Annotated in this window: 16 protein-coding genes; 10 read left to right on the top strand and 6 right to left on the bottom strand. The window is 61.7% G+C overall.

Features of this window, described 5'->3' with window-relative positions; genetic code table 11:
* Window positions 1–50: 50 nt before the first annotated feature.
* Window positions 51–638 (bottom strand): lytic transglycosylase, encoded by a 588-nt coding sequence (locus tag Q1A91_RS17755; RefSeq protein ID WP_299880615.1) that lies wholly within the window; start codon window positions 636–638, stop codon window positions 51–53.
* 71 nt (window positions 639–709) lie between these two features.
* Window positions 710–1,591 carry an AEC family transporter gene (locus Q1A91_RS17750; protein ID WP_299880613.1) on the bottom strand — a complete coding sequence of 294 codons (882 nt, stop codon included), beginning with the start codon at window positions 1,589–1,591 and terminating at the stop codon, window positions 710–712.
* A gap of 87 nt (window positions 1,592–1,678) precedes the next feature.
* Here Q1A91_RS17750 and hspQ point away from each other — a divergent pair, with 87 nt between their 5' ends.
* Entirely contained in the window at window positions 1,679–2,005 is a 327-nt protein-coding gene (gene hspQ / locus Q1A91_RS17745; protein ID WP_299880609.1) for a heat shock protein HspQ, read from the top strand.
* A 126-nt stretch (window positions 2,006–2,131) separates the two neighbouring features.
* On the opposite strand, the gene Q1A91_RS17740 is transcribed toward hspQ, so the two are convergent.
* The 3 genes from Q1A91_RS17740 to Q1A91_RS17730 all read right to left on the bottom strand — a co-directional run bounded on the left by Q1A91_RS17740 (window position 2,132) and on the right by Q1A91_RS17730 (window position 5,008).
* Window positions 2,132–3,709: a gamma-glutamyltransferase family protein gene (locus Q1A91_RS17740; protein ID WP_299880607.1), complete on the bottom strand. Its 1,578-nt coding sequence runs from the start codon at window positions 3,707–3,709 to the stop codon at window positions 2,132–2,134.
* A gap of 473 nt (window positions 3,710–4,182) precedes the next feature.
* The gene (locus Q1A91_RS17735) at window positions 4,183–4,626 is read right to left on the bottom strand and encodes an ATP-binding protein (protein WP_299880605.1); all 444 of its coding nucleotides are present in this window, start codon (window positions 4,624–4,626) and stop codon (window positions 4,183–4,185) included.
* Between the two features lie 43 nt (window positions 4,627–4,669).
* Window positions 4,670–5,008, bottom strand: a complete 339-nt coding sequence (locus Q1A91_RS17730) for an STAS domain-containing protein (RefSeq protein ID WP_299880602.1) — start codon at window positions 5,006–5,008, stop codon at window positions 4,670–4,672.
* An 86-nt stretch (window positions 5,009–5,094) separates the two neighbouring features.
* Here Q1A91_RS17730 and Q1A91_RS17725 point away from each other — a divergent pair, with 86 nt between their 5' ends.
* From Q1A91_RS17725 to Q1A91_RS17685, 9 genes are all read left to right on the top strand, one after another.
* On the top strand, window positions 5,095–6,267 hold the full coding sequence (locus Q1A91_RS17725) for an acetyl-CoA C-acyltransferase (protein WP_299880599.1): 1,173 nt from the start codon (window positions 5,095–5,097) through the stop codon (window positions 6,265–6,267).
* Window positions 6,268–6,375: 108 nt separating this feature from the next.
* Entirely contained in the window at window positions 6,376–6,831 is a 456-nt protein-coding gene (locus Q1A91_RS17720; RefSeq protein ID WP_299880596.1) for a GAF domain-containing protein, read from the top strand.
* A gap of 91 nt (window positions 6,832–6,922) precedes the next feature.
* Window positions 6,923–7,495: a helix-turn-helix domain-containing protein gene (locus Q1A91_RS17715; protein ID WP_299880593.1), complete on the top strand. Its 573-nt coding sequence runs from the start codon at window positions 6,923–6,925 to the stop codon at window positions 7,493–7,495.
* Between the two features lies 1 nt (window position 7,496).
* Window positions 7,497–8,117 carry a LysE family translocator gene (locus tag Q1A91_RS17710; protein WP_299880590.1) on the top strand — a complete coding sequence of 207 codons (621 nt, stop codon included), beginning with the start codon at window positions 7,497–7,499 and terminating at the stop codon, window positions 8,115–8,117.
* Between the two features lie 2 nt (window positions 8,118–8,119).
* A complete protein-coding gene (locus Q1A91_RS17705) occupies window positions 8,120–8,503 on the top strand; it encodes a GFA family protein (protein WP_299880587.1) in 384 nt (127 codons plus the stop codon).
* Window positions 8,504–8,515: 12 nt separating this feature from the next.
* Window positions 8,516–10,969 (top strand): FAD-dependent oxidoreductase, encoded by a 2,454-nt coding sequence (locus tag Q1A91_RS17700; protein WP_299880585.1) that lies wholly within the window; start codon window positions 8,516–8,518, stop codon window positions 10,967–10,969.
* On the top strand, window positions 10,966–11,859 hold the full coding sequence (locus Q1A91_RS17695; RefSeq protein ID WP_299880583.1) for a homocysteine S-methyltransferase family protein: 894 nt from the start codon (window positions 10,966–10,968) through the stop codon (window positions 11,857–11,859). The genes Q1A91_RS17700 and Q1A91_RS17695 overlap by 4 nt, the downstream gene beginning before the upstream one ends.
* A gap of 7 nt (window positions 11,860–11,866) precedes the next feature.
* On the top strand, window positions 11,867–12,865 hold the full coding sequence (locus tag Q1A91_RS17690; protein WP_299880580.1) for a GlxA family transcriptional regulator: 999 nt from the start codon (window positions 11,867–11,869) through the stop codon (window positions 12,863–12,865).
* A gap of 75 nt (window positions 12,866–12,940) precedes the next feature.
* A complete protein-coding gene (locus Q1A91_RS17685; protein ID WP_299880577.1) occupies window positions 12,941–15,388 on the top strand; it encodes an FAD-dependent oxidoreductase in 2,448 nt (815 codons plus the stop codon).
* A 170-nt stretch (window positions 15,389–15,558) separates the two neighbouring features.
* Here the strand turns inward: Q1A91_RS17685 and Q1A91_RS17680 are convergent, their stop codons facing one another.
* Window positions 15,559–16,962 (bottom strand): lipopolysaccharide assembly protein LapB, encoded by a 1,404-nt coding sequence (locus tag Q1A91_RS17680; protein WP_299880573.1) that lies wholly within the window; start codon window positions 16,960–16,962, stop codon window positions 15,559–15,561.
* Window positions 16,963–17,105 lie beyond the last annotated feature (143 nt).

Here is a 17,105-nt window from a genome sequence, read left to right as displayed (position 1 = left end):
TAACCCTTCATGGCGATTGTTGGGCGATTTCAGCCGACTGACCCGTCGCTCTATCGCCGAACCCGGCAAGCCCCCAACTGCTGCTCATACAGAACAGAGCGGTCTGCCACCTTCTGCGACACATTCAGCAGCCAGCTTTTTCCGTTGTAGCTGCCCCTCGCAAAACCGGTGTGGCCCTCGTGATAAGCCAGATACTGGTTGCGGGCGTCCGACAGGGCGATGCCATTGCGGTCGCGGGTCTGGTTCATGTACCAGCCCATGAAGTCTGCCGCATCGCTGATCCGGTCGCGGCGCGCGCCAAAGCCGCCGGCGGCTTCGCGGTATTCATCCCATGTGCCATCCAACGCCTGGGAATAGCCGAATGCGCTGGACTGGCGACCCATCGGGATCACCCCCAGCGTGTATCGGAACGGCGTGCGGGCATCGGAGACAAACTTGCTCTCCTGATAGATCGTCGCCATCTGAACATGCACCGGCACGCCCCATTTTCTTTCCGTGGCGCGGAAAGCCTTCAAATAACCGGGGCGCTGTTTGAGAATTGCGCAGGCGTTGTCCAGATCCCGAGGCGCAGAGGATTGCCCCCCGCCGCAGGATGCGACCAACAACACAACAATCAACGCGCGAAGAGTTTTGCTCATCTGCCTCTCGCTTTCGTTTTTTATATTTTGGCGCAAGATACCCTATCCGGGCGGGAATTCCCAACCTATTTTCAAAGCAAGACGGCCAGCAACAGCGGCAAGGCGCCGATCGCCATGAGCGTGGAAACCACCACCAACCCGGCCACCGCATTCGAATCCGCGCCGTACTTCTCCACCAGCATGAAGGAGGTCACGGCGACCGGTGTTGCCACCTGCAAGACCAGCACGCCAAAGGCGGTGCGGTCCAGTTCGAACCACACCCCAACCCCCCATGCGATGCCCACACACAGCGCCAGCTTCACCGCTGACAGGGCCACCGCGCGCCCCACGCCGCCGGGTGTCAGCCGCGCCACGGCCACGCCAAGGGTGATCAGCATCAGCGGGATCGCCATCTGCCCGATCAGCTCCAGCGCATGGGTGATTGGCGTCGGCGTTTCCCACCCCTGCCACAGGAACAATGCCCCCAGCAGGGTCGCCCCCACCAGCGGCTCGCGCAGCACCTTGCCGAGCGACCCTGCGCCCGCCACCAGCCAGATGCCAAAGGTAAAGGACCAGACCGCCATAACGGCAAAAACCACCACCGCGTAATCAAGCCCCACTTCCCCAAAGGCAAACAGCGCCAGCGGCAGGCCGAGGTTTCCGGTGTTGCCGAAAATCAACGGCGCGGCATAGGTCGGACGGCTGAGCCTGAGCGCCCGGATCAGCGCGATGATCACCACCGACAACGCACCATAGGCCGCCATGCTGGCCAGCGTCAGCGCGGTCAGCGCCGCAGGCTCGACCTGCGTTTTCATCAAGGAAACAAAGATCAGACAGGGCACCGCCAAGGTCATCGACAATTGCGTGACAAAGGCGATCCGGTACTCGATCCCGGCCTTCACCCAGGCAAAACCAACGGCTGCCAGAATGAAAACGGGGGCGACGATTTCCAGCACGGTCAGGGCAAGGGTCAACAGACTGTTTCCTTCGGATCACATCGGGATTATTGGACAAAACCCGCTTGAACAGCGTACAAGTGGGGGGTAGGGGCTGTAGTTGTAATGATACGTAGTTGTGCGAAATACCACCTCGGACAAATCGTCCGTCACAAGAAACATCCCTTCCGAGGGGTGATTTTTGACGTCGATCCGGAATTTGCCAATACCGAAGAATGGTATGAGGCAATCCCCGAAGAAAACCGTCCCATCAAGGATCAGCCGTTCTATCACCTGCTGGCAGAGAACGATCAAAGCTACTACGTGGCCTATGTGTCAGAGCAGAACCTGATCGCGGATTACTCCGGCGAGCCTGTGGACCATCCCGATATCCCGGACCTCTTTGGCCCCTTCACCGATGGCTCTTACCCGCTGCATTTCCAACTGAACTGACCCACACCTGCGTCCGGGTGCCCGGCGGCAATCCCCCTGCGCAGCGTGGCCCCTCTTTTTGGCCTTAAATATCCAAGTGCCACATCCCCCGCGCGCGGGCCAGTTGTTCAGGCCGCCACCTCCGCCTCAATACCCCAAAGCACAGCCGTCTTTACGCGGATCAGACGCGCCTTCCAGCACGCCATCCGTCCGCCGCCGGATCGCCTGCGCCCCACCAATCGCGGTCTCCGGGATCTCAACGGTGTGGCCCATATCGCTCAGGGTCGCGCGCACCGCATCGGTGTAGCCCCGTTCCACCTTCAATACACCACTATCCGAAAACGCACGTGGCGCATCCAGCGCGGCCTGCAATTCGATACCGAAATCCGCGATGTTCGACGCCAGCCGCGCGTGGCCCGTGGGCTGGTACTGCCCGCCCATGACCCCAAAGGGCATCAATGCCCCGTCGGCCTCACGGATCATGCCCGGAATGATCGTGTGCAGGGGCCGTTTGCCGCCTTTCATCTCATTCGGGTGGCCTTCCTGCAACGTGAAACCCGCGCCCCGGTTCTGCATCAGAATGCCAAACTTGTCCGAGGCAATCCCCGATCCAAACCCATGGAAGATCGAATAGATCATCGAGACAGCCATGCCGTCCTTGTCCACCACGGTGATATAGATCGTATCCTTGTGCACCTGCTCTGACACGGCGGCGGGGGAGGCCATCGCGCGTTTGGGATCAATCAGCCTTGCCAGCTTCGCTGCGGTCTCAGGCGCGAGCATATGCTCCAACCGCTCCATGTGATCGAGATCCGACAGGAACCGGTTGCGCGCGTCATAAGCCAGCTTGGCGGCTTCCGCTTCGATGTGCACACGCTCCGCACCGAGACCCTCCATGGCAGCGATGTCGAAATGCGACAGGATGTTGAGCATCAGCAAAGCCGTCGCACCATGCCCGTTCGGGAGATGTTCCACCACCTCCAGATCGCCATAGATGGCGCTGATCGGCGCTGTGGGGGTTGCCGCGACGGAGGCGAAATCCTCAGCCCGGTGCACCCCGCCCAGCCCATTGAGGCACGCCAGCATATCTTCCGCCACTTCGCCCTCATAGAACGCCTTGCGCCCCTCCTTGGCGACCCGGCGCAGTACCTCTGCCTGACCGGGGGCGCGGAACATCTCCCCGATGACCGGCGCACGACCGCCGACCAGATAGGCATCGCGCGCCGCCCCTTGCAGCTTCTCCGTCTCCCGCGCCCAGTCAAAAGCCACGCGCGGGGCCACCGGCACGCCGGTTTCTGCATAATGGATCGTCGGCGCCAGGATCACATCCAGTCCCAGCTTGCCTTCGGTTTCGGACAGATGACAAAAGGCATCCATCGCGCCGGGCACGGTCACAGCATGGGGGCCATAGGGCGGCACAACGCTGTGGCCCTCTGCCCGCAGCATCGCGGCGTCCAGCCCGGCGGGCGCACGGCCCGATCCGTTCAGCGCGTGAATCTCATCGTCTCCGGGCCGGGTATAGAGCACAAAACAATCTCCCCCGATCCCGGTCATCTGCGGCTCACAAATCCCCAGCAGAACAGCACCCGCTATCGCGGCATCCATCGCGTTGCCGCCGCGCGACAGGATGTCGATTGCGGTCTGCGCCGCAAGCGGGTGCGAGGTTGCACACATGCCTTGGGTGGCAAGAACGGCAGAACGTCCGGGAAGGTGAAAATCGCGCATGGAGCCTCTCCTGATGACAGTGCTGCATACCTAGAACGGTCGCAGGCCAGAGCCAATCAGAAAGAGAAGTGCCTCGACGCCACGCACTGGGTGGGGGCTATAAAACGCAGCGCCGAGGGAAGCCATATGCAGCTACCCGTCCCTTATGCTGTTCAAAGGGGGCGCAATTGTGATCACTTCGCGACCCTTGTTGGGTTTTTGTGGGCGCGATTAAGGCAGCAGCGGGGCGTTTTGCGTGGCCGGATCAGGCCGAACACGACTTTGGATCAGGCCCCATCAACCCGGTGACGCCAGCGGCTCTGACGGATGTTCCCCAGGCGCCGCTGCCCGACTGGGTATCGCGCATGCACTATCCCACCAGGAAACGCCACATCCGCTTGAAATTCAACAAGAGTCCCGCGCATCGCCCTGCGCCCTCTCGGCAGATATGTGTCGCAAATTGCCCGCTGGGCGAGAGTGCCGGGACCAAACACCTAGTGGTTTCGGGGCAGGGCGATGGCAAGGCGCAGGTCCAGCTGGTTGTGCCCGGCCACGCGCCTGTATTGTACGTCCTTGGCCAGATCGCGGATCAGGAACCAGCCAAATCCCCCCTCCGGCAAGTCCGGGATGCCCATGTTCAGATCCTGCGCGGTGCCAAGGGGGGCTTGCCCGTCCGGCATGGGCGCGCCATCGTCCAGCACGCTGATGTGCAGCCCGTTGCTGCGCGCTTCGACAGATATCCGGACGGTGCCCAGGGGCCCGATGCCGGGGTAGGCATGTTCAAGGATGTTGTTCAGCACCTCTGCCAGCACCAGCTCAACAGTATTGCGCTCCTCCGCCCCGAGGTTCAGCGGACCCAGCGCCACCAGCAGGCGGGCCAGGGCGTCCCGCACGCCATGATCCCTGTTCACAAGACAAAGCTCGATCGGTTTCAACATGGGGCCACGCTGCCGTGCATAGGTGTCAAACCCGCATCTGTGCTCAGGCACCACATGTTCCCAAAGCCGCATCCAGTGTGGGGTAGAGGGCGAATACCTTGTCCATCCGGGTCAGTTCAAACACCCGCTGTACCGCCGGGGTCAGCCCGGCAAGAACCAGCTTTCTGTCCGGCGTCACATGCTTCAAGATCGCCACAATGGCCCCCAATCCACTTGAATCGATAAAGGTGACCTGTTGCAGGTCAAGAATGACTATCGGCGGCGCCTCCGCTGCCGCGCTACGCACGCCTTCCTTGAAGGCGAGGGCAGAGGCCGCATCAATCCGCGCTTCCTCGACACACAGGATGCAGATGTCCCCTTCTGTTCTGGTTGATATTTTCATACTAAACACCTGACAAATTCGGATGGCATGTGGCTAACCTCAAAGCCTTACCATTCCATGATCAAACGGCTCAGAAGGGGACGAACATGCGACATACGGTTATTTCTGGCGCGTCACGCACGGCAATGGGCGGGTTTCAGGGGGCGTTTTCGGATCTGACAGCGGCGGAACTGGGCGGCCATGCGATCCGTGCCGCTTTGGCTGATGCAGGTGCGGCCACGGCACAGGAAGTGCTGATGGGCTGTGTTTTGCCCGCAGGGCAGGGACAGGCGCCCGCGCGCCAGGCAGGTTTTCACGCCGGTCTGGGCGAAGAGGTGCCCGCCACCACCCTCAACAAGATGTGCGGCTCCGGCATGAAAGCGGCGATGATCGCCTTTGACCAGATCGCGCTCGGCCACACGGATGTGATGATCGCAGGCGGCATGGAAAGCATGACAGGCGCGCCTTACGTCCTGCCCAAGATGCGCGGTGGCGCGCGGCTGGGCCATGCGGCGGTGGTTGACCACATGTTCCTCGACGGGTTGGAAGACGCCTATGACAAGGGCCGCCTGATGGGCACCTTTGCTGAGGATTGCGCCGAAACCTTCCAGTTCACCCGCGAACGACAGGACGACTACGCGCTGGCGTCGCTCTCCCGCGCGATTGAGGCGCAGCAGAACGGCAGCTTTGACGGTGAAATCACCCCCGTGGATCTCAAGACCCGCAAAGGCACCACAACCATCAGCGCGGATGAGCAACCCGGCAACGCCCGCCCCGATAAAATCCCGCAACTCAAACCCGCTTTCCGTGAGGGCGGCACAGTGACTGCGGCGAACAGCTCCTCCATCTCCGACGGCGCGGCGGCGCTAGTGCTCAGCAGCGCGGATCACGCCAACGCCAACGGCCTGAACATCCGCGCCCGCATCATGGGCCACGCCAGCCACGCCCAGGCGCCGGGCCTCTTCACCACGGCCCCCGTGCCCGCCGCGCAAAAGCTGCTGACGCAACTCGGGTGGGACACATCTGACGTTGACCTGTGGGAAGTGAACGAAGCCTTCGCCGTTGTCCCGCTCGCTTTCATGCATGAAATGGGCCTGTCGCACGCACAGGTGAACGTCAACGGCGGCGCCTGTGCGCTGGGCCATCCCATCGGCGCCTCCGGTGCGCGCATCATGGTCACACTGCTCAACGCCCTCGAACGCCACAACCTCAAACGCGGCATCGCCGCCATCTGCATCGGCGGCGGCGAAGGCACGGCCATCGCGATTGAGCGCCCCTGACACCTGCCACAAGGGGGAGGGTGCCCACCAACGCCCCTCCTCTTTTTGGCCTTAAATATCCACAAGGGGCCCTGGCCCCTTCTCCGCACTCTCCACCGGGAACCGTCCATGCAGGTCTCATACCCAACCCTCGCCAAGACCATCGCCTCCCTGACCGAGGGGGAGGATGATCCCATCGCCCTCATGGCCACTGTCGCCTGCGAAGTGCATCACAGCGACAATCGCTTCGACTGGACCGGGTTTTACCGCGTGACCGGGCCTGAAATGCTCAAGATCGGCCCCTATCAGGGGGGACATGGCTGCCTGACCATTCCCTTTTCACGGGGCGTCTGCGGCGCTGCGGCGCGGCGTGGGGAAACTCAGCTTGTTGCGGACGTGGATGCTTTCCCCGGCCATATCGCCTGCGCTGCGTCGACGCGGTCAGAACTGGTGCTGCCCGTCTGGAATGGTGCGGGCGATCTGCTGGCCGTGTTCGATCTGGACAGTGACCAGCCCGATGCCTTCACCCGCGCAGATGCCGATGCCCTCGCCGCGATCCTGAGAGAGACCTTCTCCGCCTGTTGACCTTCGCAGCTGCGGCGTGAAATTTTTGTAGATTTTTTCATCCTGCTCTGCCAGACATGAAAAAGGAACGGATAATTTCACAGGGAATCGCATGGAGCACAGCCGCCCGGATACGCCGCACAGCCTTGGCGCTGACCTGCGCGCCCTGCGCAAAAGCCGTGGGTTGACGCTGGCGCAGATGGCCGAAGCGCTCGACTGCTCTGTCGGCTGGCTCAGCCAGGTCGAACGCGACATTTCCGACCCCGGCATCACCGACCTGCGCGCCATCGCGGCCTGCCTTGAGGTCTCCGTCTCCATGCTCTTCCGCCATGGCGCAGCACCCGCGCATGAAGCAGGCTATGTCGTGCGCCGCGATGCCCGCCGTCCCATCGGGACCAAGATCATGGGGCTGGTTGAGGAACTCCTCTCCCCCGATCTGACCGACGACTTTGAAATGGTGCATTCCACCTTCCAGCCGCACAGCCGGATCAAGGTGCCCGTCAGCCGTCCAACGCAGGAAGTCGGCTATATCCTCTCCGGCAAGCTCGAAATCGAAGTCGCGGGCCATACGCACCTCCTGAACCCCGGCGACAGCTTCCGCATCCGGGGGGAGGCGTTCCGCTGGGCCAACCCGTACCCTGATCCTGCTGTCGCGATCTGGGTCATCGCGCCGCCGGTGTATTGATATGAGTTTCGAGGCATGGACCATATTCGCGCTGTTCTGGGTGGTGTTCGTCACCACCCCCGGCCCCAATGCGGTCAACTGCATCACCAACGGCATGCACCTGCCCTTTGGCCGCGCGATGATCGGCGTTCTGGCAATCCTGACGCAGGCGAGCCTCTTCCTTGTCCTCTCCGCCCTGGGCATCACCGCCCTGATCGCGGCCTCTCCCGCCGCTTTCACTGTGGCGAAATACATCGGTGCAGGCTTCCTCATCTACCTCGGCCTCCGCACCATCCTCCGGGCGAAGACACCGCCCGCGGTGGAAGAGCGCCCGGCGCGCTCCATCTACCTCCACGCCCTCGCCATCGCGGTGATCAACCCCAAGAGCGTCGCTGGCTACCTCGCCGCGTTTTCGCAATTCGTCCAGCCGGACGTGCCGATCTGGGACCAGATGACCGTCATCATTCCCACCGCCCTGACGCTGACCTTCCTCAGCTACACCGGCTTCACCGCGCTGGGCGCAGGCATCGGTCGCGCGGCCCTTGGTGCTGTGTTCAACGTTTGGTTCCGCCGCCTGATGGGCGCGTGTTTTGTCATCTACGGCGTCCTGCTGGGCGCTGCCACCACACCGGGAAGGGCCTGATCATGCACACCGGAAGCTGCCTCTGCGGGGGCGTCACCTACACCCTCACCGGCACGCTGCGCAATTCCGTCGCCTGCCACTGCCTGCAGTGTCGCAAGACCAGCGGGCACTACGTTTCCGCCACCCAAGTGGGGCCGGATCAACTCAAGATCACAAGGGACGACAGCCTGCGCTGGTATCAATCCTCGCCGCAGGCCCAACGCGGGTTTTGCGCCACCTGCGGGTCCTCACTGTTCTGGCGGCATGACGCCGACAACGGCGCCACCTCCGTGATGTCCGGCACCCTTGAGGGGGCCACCGGGATCACCACCGAAAAGCACATCTTTGTCGCCGACAAGGGTGACTATTACGAAATCGCGGACGACCTGCCGCAGCACGATCAATAAGGGACACAAGCCATGTCAGACTTTCCAACAACGGCCCGCGTGGTCATCATCGGCGGCGGTGTCGTCGGCACCTCCACGCTGTATCATCTGGCCAAGGCAGGCTGGAAAGACTGCGTGCTTTTGGAGAAAAACGAACTCACTGCCGGCTCCACATGGCACGCGGCGGGCAATTGCCCCAACTTTGCGGGCAACTGGGCGGTGATGAACATGCAGCGCTTCGGGCTGGAGATGTACCGCACGCTGGCCGACGATGTGGATTACCCGATGAACTACCACGTCACCGGATCACTGCGGCTGGCCCATACCAAGGAGCGGATGCAGGAGTTCGAAAAAGTCGCCGCACAGGCCCGCTATCAGGGGCTGCAAATGGACATTCTGACGAACGCGGAACTCCGCGAACACCACCCCTTCCTGGAGACCCACGACCTGATGGGCGGCATGTGGGACCCGCTGGACGGTGACATCGACCCTGCACAACTGACGCAGGCCATGGCCAAAGGCGCGCGGGATGCGGGCGGACGGATTGAACGCTTCTGCCCGATGAAAGGGCTGGACCGCGACGGTGACGAATGGATCGTCAAGACCGATAAGGGCGACATCCGCGCCGAGATCGTGGTGAACTGTGCCGGCTACTACGCGCAACGCGTGGGAGAGATGTTCAAACCCTTCGGCGGGCGCACCGTGCCCATGGTTGTCATGTCCCACCAGTATTTCCTGACCGGCCAGCTTCCCGAACTGGAGGCATGGACCAAGGAGAAAGGCCACAAGGTGCCGCTCGTGCGCGACGTGGATATTTCCTACTACCTGCGGCAGGACAAACACGGCCTGAACCTCGGCCCTTATGAGCGCAATTGCAAAGCGCATTGGGTCACACCCGACGATCCCATGCCCGAGGATTTCTCCTTCCAGCTTTACCCTGATGATCTGGAGCGGCTGGAATTCTACATCGAAGACGCCATGGCCCGTGTGCCCCTGCTGGGTCAGGGCGGGGTGGAGCGTAACATCAACGGGCCCATCCCCTACGCCCCCGATGGCCTACCGATGATCGGCCCGATGCCGGGTGTGAAGAACGCCTTTGAGGGGCATTCCTTTACCTTCGGCATCGCGCAGGGCGGCGGTGCGGGCAAGGTGCTGTCCGAATGGATCATGCACGGCGAGACGGAGCTGGACATGTGGTCCGTCGATCCGCGCCGCTACACCGATCACTGCGATCACGATTATTGCCTGTCCAAGGCGCTGGAAACCTACGGCCACGAATACGCCATGCACTTCCCGCACCACGAATGGCCTGCGGGCCGTGACAAGAAACTGTCGCCGAACCATCAGGCCCTGCTGGATTCTGGCGCGCAAATGGGTGCCTACAACGGGTGGGAGCGCGCCAATTGGTTCGCGCAACCGGGTGATGACACCTCCGAGGAAAGCACACAGACCTGGGACCGCAATGGCCCATGGGCCGCCCGCATCAAGGACGAAGTCGAAGCCGTGCGCGACCATGCTGGCGTGCTCGATATACCGGGCTTCTCGCGCTACACGCTGTCGGGCAGCGGTGCGGCGGAATGGCTGCGCGGTCAGATCACCGGCGCGCTGCCGAAAGTGGGCCGCATGAACCTGGCCTATTTCGCAGACAGCCGGGGGCGCATCCTGACAGAAATGACCGTGATCCGCTGGGGTGAGGATGATTTCTGGCTGATGACCGCCGCCGTGGCGTTGTGGCATGACTTTGAGCTCCTGAAGGGTCGCCTGCCTGCCGATGGGTCGCTGACGCTGACCGACATCACAACCGACTGGTCCACCCTGATTGTCACCGGCCCTGCGTCCCGCGATCTGCTCAGCGGCATCACCGAAGGCGCGGATTTCTCTGCCACATGGATGTCCATTCAGGACGCCACCGTTGCGGGCAAACCGGCCAAGCTGTTCCGCGTGTCCTTCGCGGGCGAGTTGGGCTGGGAGGTGCATACCTCCTTCTCCGACAGCGCGCCTGTCTACGCGGCCGTCAAGGCAGCTGGCGCGACCCCTTTCGGCATGTATGCCCTCAACGCGATGCGGATCGAAAAAGGCTATCGGACGTGGAAGGGCGACCTCTCCACTGATTACTCCATGCTCGAAGCCGGGCTGGACCGTTGGGTCAAATTCGACAAACCGCAGGATTTCCCCGGCAAAGCAGCACTTGCAGCGGAAAAGCAGCAGGGCATCAAGAAACGCTTTGTCACCATGATCGTGGACGCAGGCGATGCCGATGCGCCCTATATGTCGCCCGTGTCGCACAATGGCGAAATCATCGGAGAGACCACCTCCGGCGATTGGGGCTACCGGGTGGGCAGATCCATCGCGCTGGGCACCATCCGCGCCGATCTGGCAGAGCCGGGAACAGAGGTGGAGGTCAACATCTACGGCACGCTCTGCAAAGCCGTGGTGCAGCCCGATCAGCCGCTGTGGGATCCGGCCAACGAACGGATCCGCGCATGACCGGCATCACCCTTCTGGATGGTGGCATGGGGCAGGAGTTGGTGCACCGCAGCACTGCCGCTCCCACGCCGCTGTGGTCCACGCAGATCATGATGGATGATCCGGCCTTGGTGCAGGCCGTGCACACCGACTTCTATGAAGCCGGTGCGACAGTGGGCACCTCCAACACCTATGCCATCCACCATGACCGGCTTGCGATGGGCGAACCAACCTCGAGTTTTGCCGAACTGCACGACGCGGCGCGCGATCTGCTGGTGGCCGCCTCTGCCGGGCGGGACGTGCGCCGTGCGCTGGCGATCGGGCCGCTTGGGGCGTCCTACCGCCCCGACCTGCTGCCCGCGCATGAGAAGGCCGCCGCGCTCTTTGCGGAAGTGGCGGCGCGGCATGCGGATTGGTGTGATCTGGTGATCTGCGAAACGGTGGTCTCCCTCGCGCATGCCCGCGCGGTGCGCGAAGGCGCTGCGGTTGCGGGCAAACCCGTGTGGCTGGCGTTCTCGGTGGATGACAACGACGGCACGCGCCTGCGTTCGGGGGAACCGCTGACCGACATCCTGCCGGTTCTGGCAGAAGGCGGCGTTGCGGCGGTGCTGCTCAACTGTTCCACGCCGGAAGCCATCACCACCGGACTGCCGGTGCTGGCACAATCCGGCTTGCCCTATGGCGCTTACGCCAATGGCTTCACTGCCATCAGCGATGGCTTTCTGGAAGACGCCCCCACAGTCGACAGCCTGAGCGCGCGGCGGGATTTCTCTCCGGACGACTATGCGGATCATGCCATGGGGTGGGTTGAAGGCGGGGCCACCATCGTCGGCGGGTGCTGCGAAGTCAGCCCGGCCCATATCGCAACCCTCGCTGCGCGGCTGCGTGCGGCGGGCCATACCATCGTCTAGGCGGGCGGTGGGCCGGGGCTCCTCTCTGCTGGACCGCGCCGCCCCCCGCGCGGCAAGTTTCGACATCTACGTCGAAGCAGACTTTGTGCTGACCGAACTGGCAGCCGTGACGGATGTGTTGCGCCTTGCCAACCGGGTCAGCCAGCATGAGGTCTTTACATGGACCTACCGCTCAGCGGTGGGCGGCTGCGTGATTTCCAGCAGCGCGGCGATGGTCGAAACCCTGCCGCCGCCTGAGAAAGTCTCTGTCGATTATGCCGTCTTTCTGGGCAACAGCGATACCGCGACCCTGAACCTGCCCCTGCGGGGGTTTCTCAAGCTCTACCGGGGGCGGCGGGCGCGCATCTTCCTGCTGGCCGAAGCCGCCAGCCTGTTCATTCAGGCCGATGGCAAAGGTGCGGCACATACGACGCATTGGGAGAACCGCCTGATCCTGTCCGAGCAGACAGATGCCAGCGACTGGGGCGCGCAACTGGCGTCAGACCACGAGGGCATCACCACCTGTGCCGGCATGGGGTCCACCGTCGATCTGATGCTGTCGATTGTGGGCGATCACATCTCCCGCCCGGCGCTGATGAACGTTGCGGACATCCTGCTGCATGACCGCATCCGCGATCTGCGCACCCCGCAGCCGTTCGCCCGGTCCGAGGTTGCCCCCACGGGGGACCCGGACATCGACGCCTGCATCACCCTGATGCAATCCCACATGGAAGAACCGCTGGCGATCCATGACATCTGCGCGCGCCTGAAAGTCTCCTCCCGGTCGCTGGAGCGCAAGTTCGCCCGCACGCTGGGCATGACCCCCAACAGCTATTACCGCGAACTGCGGCTGAACAAGGCCTCCACCTTGTTGCTGAACACCTCGCTCAGCATCCGCGAAGTGGGTCTGGCCTGTGGCTTCTCCAGTGGTTTCGCCCCGCTCTACAAATCTGTCTTCGGCCACACCCCGGCCGAAGCGCGCCGCATGCGGCGCATCCCGCATCCCGCAGCGGTTCCCCCCAAATAGCTGTCGTTTTTACACCCGCCCCGGACCGCTGAACGTGTCTAGAAGGGGCATTCTGAATGCTGAAAGGTTTGGCTCATGTCTGACGTTCCCTCCCACGCCCGCGTTGTCATCATTGGTGGCGGTGTCATTGGCTGTTCCGTGGCTTACCACCTTGCCAAACTGGGGTGGAAAGACGTGGTGCTGCTGGAACGCAAACAGCTGACCTCCGGCACCACATGGCATGCGGCGGGCCTGATTGCGCAGCTGCGCGCAACCGCGAACATGACCAAGCTGGCGAAGTACAGCCAGGAACTCTACGGCGATCTGGAAGCGGAAACGGGCGTGGCCACCGGCTTCAAACGGGTGGGATCGATCACCGTCGCCCTGACCGAAGAACGGCGTGAGGAGATCTACCGTCAGGCGGCGATGGCGCGGGCTTTCGGCGTCGACGTGGAAGAAATCACCGCCAAGGAAGTGCTTGAGAAGTATGAACATCTCAACATCGACGGGGTGAAGGGCGCGGTGTACCTGGACAAGGACGGGCAGGGCGATCCGGCCAACATCGCATTGGCCTTGGCCAAGGGCGCGCGGCAGCGCGGCGCCAGGATCATCGAGCGGGTGAAAGTGACCAATGCTGAACGAAACCTTAACAAGTTGACAGCTGTCAACTTCGTTAACGGCGACGGCAGTGAGGGCAAAATCACCTGCGATCATGTGGTCAATTGCGGCGGCATGTGGGGCCACGACGTGGGCCGGATGCTGGGGGTGAATGTCCCGCTTCAGGCTTGCGAACACTTCTACATCGTGACCGAGGCGATTGAGGGGCTGAAGCAACTGCCGGTGCTGCGGGTGCCGGACGAATGCGCCTACTACAAGGAAGACGCGGGCAAGATGCTGCTGGGGGCGTTTGAGCCGGTGTCCAAACCCTGGGCGTTGGACGGTATCCCGGCGGATTTCGAATTCGACCAACTGCCCGAGGATTTTGACCACTTCGAGCCGATCCTTGAGAATGCCGTCGCCCGGATGCCGATGCTGGCGGAAGCGGGGATTCACACCTTCTTCAACGGTCCCGAAAGCTTCACTCCCGATGACGCCTACCACCTTGGCCTTGCGCCAGAGATGGACAATGTCTGGGTTGCCGCCGGGTTCAATTCCATCGGCATCCAATCCGCAGGCGGGGCGGGCATGGCGCTGGCGCAGTGGATGGACGCGGGCGAAAAGCCGTTTGATCTGGGCGATGTGGACATCTCCCGTATGCAGCCGTTTCAGGGCAACAAAACCTATCTGGCCGAACGCTCCAAGGAGACGCTGGGCCTGCTCTATGCCGATCACTTCCCCTTCCGCCAGAAGGCCACCGCACGGGGCATCCGCCGCACACCTTTCCACCACCACCTTGTTGAGCGTGGTGCGGTGATGGGCGAATTGGCCGGTTGGGAGCGCGCCAACTGGTTTGCGCGTGACGGGCAGGAAGGCGCCTACCACTACAGCTGGTCGCGGCAGAACTTCTTTGACAACGTCCGCGAGGAACACATGGCCGTGCGGGAATCCGTGGGCATGTATGACATGTCCTCTTTCGGGAAAATCCGTGTGGAGGGGCCGGATGCGGAAGCCTTCCTGAACTATGTGGGCGGCGGCGACTATGCGGTGCCCGTGGGCAAGATCGTCTACACGCAGTTCCTGAACGCGCGCGGCGGGATCGAGGCGGATGTGACCGTCACCCGCCTGTCCGAAACCGCCTATCTGGTGGTGACGCCCGCCGCGACCCGTCTGGCCGATCAGACATGGATGCAGCGCCACGTGGGCGACCACCGGGTGGTGATCACCGATGTGACCGCGGGCGAAGGTGTCCTGGCGCTGATGGGGCCACGTTCCCGCGAGGTGTTGCAGCGGATTTCACCCAATGACTTCAGCAATGACGCCAACCCCTTCGGGACCGCGCAGGAGATCGAGATTGGCATGGGCCTCGCCCGTGCGCACCGCGTCACCTATGTGGGGGAGCTGGGCTGGGAGATCTACGTCTCCGCTGATCAATGTGGTCACGTCTTTGAGGTGATGGCAGAAGCCGGTCTGGATCTGGGCCAGCGCCTGTGCGGGATGCACATGATGGACACTTGCCGGATCGAAAAGGGGTTTCGGCACTTCGGCCATGACATCACCTCAGAGGATCATGTGTTGGAAGCGGGCCTTGGCTTTGCCGTGAAGAAGGACAAGCCCAACTACATCGGACGTGAGGCGGTTCTGGACAAGCAGGAGAAGGGGCTGGAAAACCGCATGGTGCAGTTCAAGCTGACCGACCCCGAGCCGCTTTTGTATCACAACGAACCGATTGTGCGGGATGGTGAGATCGTCGGCTATCTCAGTTCGGGGGCCTATGGTCACGCGCTGGGCGGTGCGATGGGTCTGGGGTATGTGCCGTGCAAGGGGGAGAGTACGGCGGATGTGCTGGGCTCCACCTACGAGATTGATGTGGCCGGTGTGCGGGTGAAAGCGGAGGCTTCTTTGAAGCCGATGTATGATCCGAAGTCGGAGCGGGTGAAGGTTTGACGGGACATCGAGCCTGAGCGCCCCGTTTGGTGCGTTCGGGGGATGTCTGGTTGGAGGCCAATGTTCCGGATGCTGCGAAGAGCGTAGATGACACAGAAGCGCACTTTGCTGACATTGGTACTGAAAGCGGCAGTGATGACCAATCGGCATTAAGTTAACTGGTTTGCCGCCTAATCGCCGTTATACTGAACGCCGAAGCGGTGCAGGCCGAAACCGTTCAATTGGACGTATCGAGGCGTGTCCGGTGTTGACTCTGACCGGTCAAGATAGACCCTTTCGCAAACTCGCAGTCCCATGGAAATACCGGGGAACTTCTGGCAGATTTCATTGCCATCGACCTCCCACGTCCCCTGAAACTCGATCTCAGGGAGGAATCCGTAGCGCAGGCTGACCGATCCGTCGCTGTTGTATTGGCTGGTGTAAGGCCCACCGACCGGATCTATTGTGTCAATTGTCGTGAAGCTGCGGGCGAAAAGCTTGTGCAGGGACTCTTCGTTCAGCCGATCCGCCTCTCGTCCATTGTCAAAGTTCAACGGCCAAAGCGGAACTCCGACATCTTGCAGAGCCTCAGAATAGCTTTGAAAAACAGATGGATCTTCGTAAGTTCGAAATTTGGGCTCGTCCCACATGACGCTATAGAAAGGCAAAAACTGAAGGAATTGGCGCGCAAACTCTTCACCTTTTTCCTGATTTCCAAGGCGCGAATACATCTCTGCCTGAGTGACCAGTGCTGAAAGCCCCGTCAAGGCTTCTGGATCGAACTGTGATAGTACTTCTAAGGCGCGTTCCGGTTCGTCCAACCTTAGAAAGGCGTTTGTGATATCGAGTGTTTCTTCGGCTGTTAGTCGGGGTGAAAGTTCCAGATAGGATTCGAATTCTGCCAGGGCCTCTTTTTGAAGGTTGTTGCTCAGCAATGCCCAACCCAACGCACGGCGCAAGCTGGGGTCCTCCCGCTTCTGGAAAATCGCACCGCGCGCCATGGTCAGAGCTTGTTCGCGGTCTCTGTGCAGCATGATCGCCGACTGAACGAACAATGCAACAGAGTTCAGTGGATCATCCTCAAGCAACTTCGTCGATGTCGCGACCGCAGCATCATGTGCATCCAGATTGTTGCGCACGGGGTTCATGCCCATGTACCAGACATAGTAGTTCAGATAGGCATAAGTGCCCCTCGCATCAAAGAACTGCGGATCAATCTCTTTGGCCCGTTCCAACAGTGCCAATGCTTGCTTTATGTCGGCAATTTCTCCTGTCCTCCAGGCATGCAAGGCCTCTGCATACAGCAGGTACGCTTGGACATTTTTGGTTGGAACACGCTCCAGAACAATGCGCTCCTGCGGGCGCAAAGGAACGTTCAGAGCGGACGTAAGTCCAAGCTTTTGTTCGGCGAGTTTGGCAAACAGCTCTTCAGGAGCGCTGTATGACTCCAGTTCGGTGGCTTCGAAACCACTTCCTTCATCAATAGCGCTCAACTGGGATCTGATAACCAATTGGTCGCCTTCGGTGGCCACTGTTCCAGCCAGCACATGGGTCACAGCACCATGGGCAAGCATTTGTTCGCGGGTTGGGATCACTCCTTCCAACTCCATTGCACCCTGACGAGGCACCGTCGTGAAACCCTTGATCCGAGGGAGCGACAGTGGCCTGCTGCTGGTTTCGTAGACGGCAACTTAAGCTTTCATAGCTCGCTCCTCGAATGTGATAGGGCTTAGGTACC

Source organism: uncultured Sulfitobacter sp. (genome assembly GCF_947500075.1).
Classification (GTDB): domain Bacteria; phylum Pseudomonadota; class Alphaproteobacteria; order Rhodobacterales; family Rhodobacteraceae; genus Sulfitobacter.
This window is presented reverse-complemented; position numbering and strand designations above follow the sequence as displayed.

What these genes read in the sequence shown, in the direction of transcription:
- Q1A91_RS17755 (WP_299880615.1), bottom strand. Translation starts at nt 638, where the DNA reads ATGAGCAAAACTCTTCGCGCGTTGATTGTTGTGTTGTTGGTCGCATCC.
- hspQ (WP_299880609.1), top strand. Translation starts at nt 1,679, where the DNA reads ATGATACGTAGTTGTGCGAAATACCACCTCGGACAAATCGTCCGTCAC.
- Q1A91_RS17740 (WP_299880607.1), bottom strand. Translation starts at nt 3,709, where the DNA reads ATGCGCGATTTTCACCTTCCCGGACGTTCTGCCGTTCTTGCCACCCAA.
- Q1A91_RS17735 (WP_299880605.1), bottom strand. Translation starts at nt 4,626, where the DNA reads ATGTTGAAACCGATCGAGCTTTGTCTTGTGAACAGGGATCATGGCGTG.
- Q1A91_RS17730 (WP_299880602.1), bottom strand. Translation starts at nt 5,008, where the DNA reads ATGAAAATATCAACCAGAACAGAAGGGGACATCTGCATCCTGTGTGTC.
- Q1A91_RS17725 (WP_299880599.1), top strand. Translation starts at nt 5,095, where the DNA reads ATGCGACATACGGTTATTTCTGGCGCGTCACGCACGGCAATGGGCGGG.
- Q1A91_RS17720 (WP_299880596.1), top strand. Translation starts at nt 6,376, where the DNA reads ATGCAGGTCTCATACCCAACCCTCGCCAAGACCATCGCCTCCCTGACC.
- Q1A91_RS17715 (WP_299880593.1), top strand. Translation starts at nt 6,923, where the DNA reads ATGGAGCACAGCCGCCCGGATACGCCGCACAGCCTTGGCGCTGACCTG.
- Q1A91_RS17710 (WP_299880590.1), top strand. Translation starts at nt 7,497, where the DNA reads ATGAGTTTCGAGGCATGGACCATATTCGCGCTGTTCTGGGTGGTGTTC.
- Q1A91_RS17705 (WP_299880587.1), top strand. Translation starts at nt 8,120, where the DNA reads ATGCACACCGGAAGCTGCCTCTGCGGGGGCGTCACCTACACCCTCACC.
- Q1A91_RS17700 (WP_299880585.1), top strand. Translation starts at nt 8,516, where the DNA reads ATGTCAGACTTTCCAACAACGGCCCGCGTGGTCATCATCGGCGGCGGT.
- Q1A91_RS17695 (WP_299880583.1), top strand. Translation starts at nt 10,966, where the DNA reads ATGACCGGCATCACCCTTCTGGATGGTGGCATGGGGCAGGAGTTGGTG.
- Q1A91_RS17685 (WP_299880577.1), top strand. Translation starts at nt 12,941, where the DNA reads ATGTCTGACGTTCCCTCCCACGCCCGCGTTGTCATCATTGGTGGCGGT.